The following is a 4415-nucleotide window of genomic DNA, read 5'->3' on the forward strand; positions in this document are numbered from 1 at the left end:
CTCAGTCGCCGAGCTTGGCGTGGACCTCGGCCAGGTCGACCTCGCCCAAGGGCAGGCGGTTGGCCGGGTTGGCGAAATCGTAGCGGAACAGCTGGAAGTCCTTGCGGTAGATCTCCCACATCAGATGCATCGACAGGTCGTCGAAATAGGCCTCGACCGGGTGGGCGCGGGCCGGGCCGTGGCTCTCGCTCTCGTTGAAGCGCGGCATTGTCTTCAGGTCGAGGCTGTGCCGGGTCTCGACCTGGCCCAGCACCGAGGCCATGCCCTCCTCGAAACGCTCGGTGAAGAAGATCCGGTCGTAGCGCCCGCCGTTGACGATGAAGGTGGCGACATGGCCGGAGATCGAGGACCAGTGGATGTCGGGGTCCATCGGCTTCTTCCAGCGGATGCTGTCGCGGGCGAAGAGCAGGAAGCGGCGGAAGCTGCGGATCTGGTCGAACTCGTCGCGCCCGTCCGGCCCGCCGACCTCGATGCCGTATTTCTGGATGATCTGCGGCACGAGATTGCCGCGGTAGCGCTTGCCGTTGCGCTGGATGCCGCAGATCTTGTCAAAGAAGGAGGACAGGATCCGGCTGTAGGGATTGCGCACGCAGGTGAAGGCATAGGAGCGGTGCGCCCGCACATTGGCCTCGATCAGCGGCTGGCTGTGCTCCTGCGCCCATTTGTGCAGCCCCTCGGCGGCGTCGTGGATGTCACCGTCGTAGAAGCGGCCGTGGTCGGTGTAGAACATCACTTGGCCGATGGTGGAGCAGGCGCATTTCGGCACCACGCGATACACCAGGCTTTCGCTTTCCGTCATCCATGTGCCTGGAAATCCCATCCGACCCACCCTTCGCACTTGTTACCGGGCGGCCCACATGGCCGCCGCACCGGGGCCAGAGAAGCAAAGAACCCTTGTCCTTTCAATGCGCCATGTCGCACTCTGCCGGGACAGTTCGTCACGAGTTCCCGTGTTTGGGCTTGCCATGGCCAAGATCGCCTACATCCTGCTGTGTCACAAGGATCCCGAGGGCGTCATCGCCCAGGCGGAGCGGCTGACGGCGGCGGGGGATTTCGTCTCGATCCATTTCGACGCCCGGGCCCCGCGCGCCGCCTTCGCCCGGATCCGCGCGGCGCTGGCCGGCAACGCCTCGGTCTGCTTCAGCGCGCGGCGGCTGAAATGCGGCTGGGGCGGCTGGAGTCTGGTCGCCGCCACGCTCCTGGCGGTGCGCGCGGCGCTGGAGCGGTTTCCGCGCGCGACGCATCTCTACATGCTGTCGGGCGACTGCATGCCGATCAAGTCGGCCGAATATGCCCGCGCCTTTCTCGACCGCGAGGAGGCGGATTACATCGAGAGCTTCGACTTCTTCGCATCCGACTGGATCAAGACCGGAATCCGCGAGGAACGGCTGATCTACCGGCATTATTTCAACGAGCGCACCCAGAAGCGGCTGTTCTACGCCGCGCTCGACTGGCAGCAGCGGCTGGGGCTGGCGCGCCGGATCCCGGCGGATCTGCAGGTGCAGATCGGCAGCCAGTGGTGGTGCCTCAGGCGGCGGACGGTGGAGGCGGTGGTCGAGTTCTGCGACCGGCGGCGCGACGTGATGCGCTTCTTCCGCACCACCTGGATCCCGGACGAGACCTTCTTCCAGACCCTGGTGCGGCATCTGGTGCCCGAGCCGGAGATCCGGACGCGGACGCTGAGCTTCCTGATCTTCTCGGATTACGGCATGCCGGTCAGCTTCTACAACGACCATTACGACCTGCTGCTGAGCCAGGACTACCTGTTCGCCCGCAAGATCTCGCCCGATGCGGTCGAGCTGAAGGAGCGGCTGGGGCGGCTTTATGCCGCGACCGGGGTCAGCTTCCCGATCTCGAACGAGGGTCGCAGCCTGTTCCGCTTCCTGTCCGGGCGCGGCCGGATCGGCCGCCGCTTCGCCCCGCGCTTCTGGGAGACCGAATCGAGCCTGGGGCGCGGCCGGACCCTGCTGATGGTCACCTGCAAGAAATGGCATGTGGCCAAGCGGCTGGTCGAGCGGGTGCGACAGGTCTGCGGCCTGCCGGCGGTGGACTACCTGTTCAACGAGGCCGACACGCCGCTGCCGGATCTGGGCGGCATCCAGTCGACGCTGGAGAAGCGCACCCGGCACCGGCGGGCCTTGCTGCGCATGCTGTTCGACACCTGGCAGAGCGACCGGCTGGTGATCTGCATCGACCCGGCCAGCCTCGACCTGATGCAGGATTTCTTCGGCGACCGCTCCGAGACCCGGCTGCTGGAGGTGGAGTGCGACTTCAGCGACGACTACCTGATCGGCCATGCAAGGCGGGTCGGGCTAGCCGGCGACCAGACCCCGCAGGAGACGCTGGACCGGCTGCTGCCGACCATCCGCTACGACATCCGCTTCGAGAGCGACCGGATCCGCGAGGCGGAGTTCGAGAACCTGTTCTGCATCCGGCAGTCCGGGTCCGTGGCGGAAAACACCGTGCCTCTGGCGGGGTTTCTTGGTATTCCGGAGGCTCAGGCGCGAGAGATCGCGGCAACCGACTATCTGTTTGTGGATTGAAGCCATGGCCTATAGCTACGACGACCAGAACATCTTCGCCCGCATCCTGCGCGGCGAGATCCCGAACCAGACCGTGCTGGAGAGCGAGCATGCGCTGGCCTTCCGCGACATCCATCCGCAGGCGCCGGAACATGTGCTGGTGATCCCGAAGGGCCCCTACGTGACCTTCGACCATTTCGCGCTGGAGGCCTCGGCGGAGGAGATCGTCGATTTCCACCGTCTGGCCGGGCAGGTCTGCGCGTTGATGGGGGTGCAGCCCGGGGCCGGGGGGCTGGGCTACCGCACCATCTCCAACGCCGGCGAGCATTCGGCGCAGGAGGTGCCGCATTACCATGTGCATATCCTTGGCGGCCGCCCGCTGGGGCCGTTGCTGAGCAGGGGCTGACCCTCAGGCGTCTGGCTGGCCGGGGCGCTTAATGCGCCTCGGCCCAGTTGCGCCCGCGCCCGGCCTCGACCGTCAGCGGCACCGACAGATGCACGGCGGGGTCGGCGGCGCTTTCCATCACCTCCTTCACCCGGGCGATCACCTCGTCCACCGCAGTCTCCTCCACCTCGAACAGCAGTTCGTCGTGGACCTGCAGCAGCATCTTCGCGGGCATCCCCGCGATGGCCTTCGGCATCCGGATCATCGCGCGGCGGATCACGTCGGCCGCCGTGCCCTGGATCGGCGCGTTGATTGCCGCGCGGCGGGCGAAGCCGGCGCCGGGGCCCTTGGCGTTGATCTCGGGCGTGTTGATCTTGCGGCCGAACAGGGTCTGGACGAAGCCGTTTTCCTTGGCGAAGGCGATGGTCTCGTCCATGTAGCCGCGGATGCCGGGGAAACGCTCGAAGTAGCGGTCGATGAAGCCCTGAGCGTCGGCGCGCGGGATGCGCAGGTTGCGGGCGAGGCCGAAGCCCGAGATGCCGTAGATCACGCCGAAGTTGATCGCCTTGGCCTGACGGCGGATCATCGGGTCCATGCCTTCGAGCGGCACGTTGAACATCTCGGATGCGGTCATCGCGTGGATGTCGTGGCCCTCCTTGAAGGCCTGCTTCAGCGCGGGAATATCCGCGATATGGGCGAGGATGCGCAGCTCGATCTGGGAGTAGTCGAGGCTGACCAGCAGCTTGCCCTTCGGCGCTACGAAGGCCTCGCGGATGCGGCGGCCCTCTTCGGAGCGGACGGGGATGTTCTGCAGGTTCGGGTCGGTCGAGGCGAGGCGGCCGGTGTTGGCGCCCGCGATGGAGTAGGAGGTATGCACCCGCCCCGTGTCGGGGTGGATGTGCTCCTGCAAGGCGTCGGTATAGGTCGATTTCAGCTTCGACAGCTGCCGCCAGTCCAGCACCCGGGCGGGCAGGTGGTGGCCCTCGGCGGCCAGATCCTCCAGCACGTCGGCGCCGGTGGCATAGGCGCCGTTCTTGCCCTTGACCCCGCCCTGTAGGCTCATCCGGTCGAACAGGATCTCGCCCAGCTGCTTCGGCGAGCCGACGTTGAACGGCCCTCCGGCAAGCTGGTGGATCTCCGCCTCCAGCCCGGCCATCTTCTGCGCGAAGGCGTTGGACATGCGCGAGAGCGTGTCGCGGTCGACCTGCACCCCCGCCATCTCCATCTGCGCCAGCACCGGCACCAGCGGGCGTTCCAGCGTCTCGTAGACCGTCGTCACCTTGGCGCGGTGCAACTGCGGCTTGAACAGCTTCCACAGCCGCAGTGTCACGTCGGCATCCTCGGCGGCGTAGCAGACGGCCTTGTCGATCTCGACCCGGTCGAAGGTGACCGCCGATTTGCCCGAGCCGAGCAGCGGCTTGATCGGGATCGGCGTGTGGCCGAGATAGGTGTCGGCCAGCGTGTCCATGCCATGCCCGTGCCGGCCCGCATGCATGGCGTAGGGACAT

General features: G+C 66.6%; 4 protein-coding genes. 2 read left to right on the forward strand and 2 right to left on the reverse strand.

The features are described from left to right. Nucleotide 1: 1 nt before the first annotated feature. A complete protein-coding gene (locus C5F48_RS22070) occupies nucleotides 2-820 on the reverse strand; it encodes a sulfotransferase family protein (protein WP_107665895.1) in 819 nt (272 codons plus the stop codon). Nucleotides 821-965: 145 nt separating this feature from the next. Here C5F48_RS22070 and C5F48_RS22075 point away from each other — a divergent pair, with 145 nt between their 5' ends. Both C5F48_RS22075 and C5F48_RS22080 read left to right on the forward strand, forming a co-directional pair. Beyond that, complete coding sequence (locus C5F48_RS22075) at nucleotides 966-2543, forward strand: DUF5928 domain-containing protein (protein WP_107665896.1); 1578 nt, start codon at nucleotides 966-968, stop codon at nucleotides 2541-2543. 4 nt (nucleotides 2544-2547) lie between these two features. Next, nucleotides 2548-2928 carry an HIT domain-containing protein gene (locus tag C5F48_RS22080; RefSeq protein ID WP_107665897.1) on the forward strand — a complete coding sequence of 127 codons (381 nt, stop codon included), beginning with the start codon at nucleotides 2548-2550 and terminating at the stop codon, nucleotides 2926-2928. A 28-nt stretch (nucleotides 2929-2956) separates the two neighbouring features. On the opposite strand, the gene C5F48_RS22085 is transcribed toward C5F48_RS22080, so the two are convergent. Further along, nucleotides 2957-4415: DNA polymerase (locus tag C5F48_RS22085; RefSeq protein ID WP_258186551.1), on the reverse strand; the 1459-nt coding region annotated here is incomplete at its 5' end.

This window comes from Cereibacter changlensis JA139 (assembly GCF_003034985.1).
GTDB classification, from domain to species: Bacteria; Pseudomonadota; Alphaproteobacteria; order Rhodobacterales; family Rhodobacteraceae; genus Cereibacter; species Cereibacter changlensis.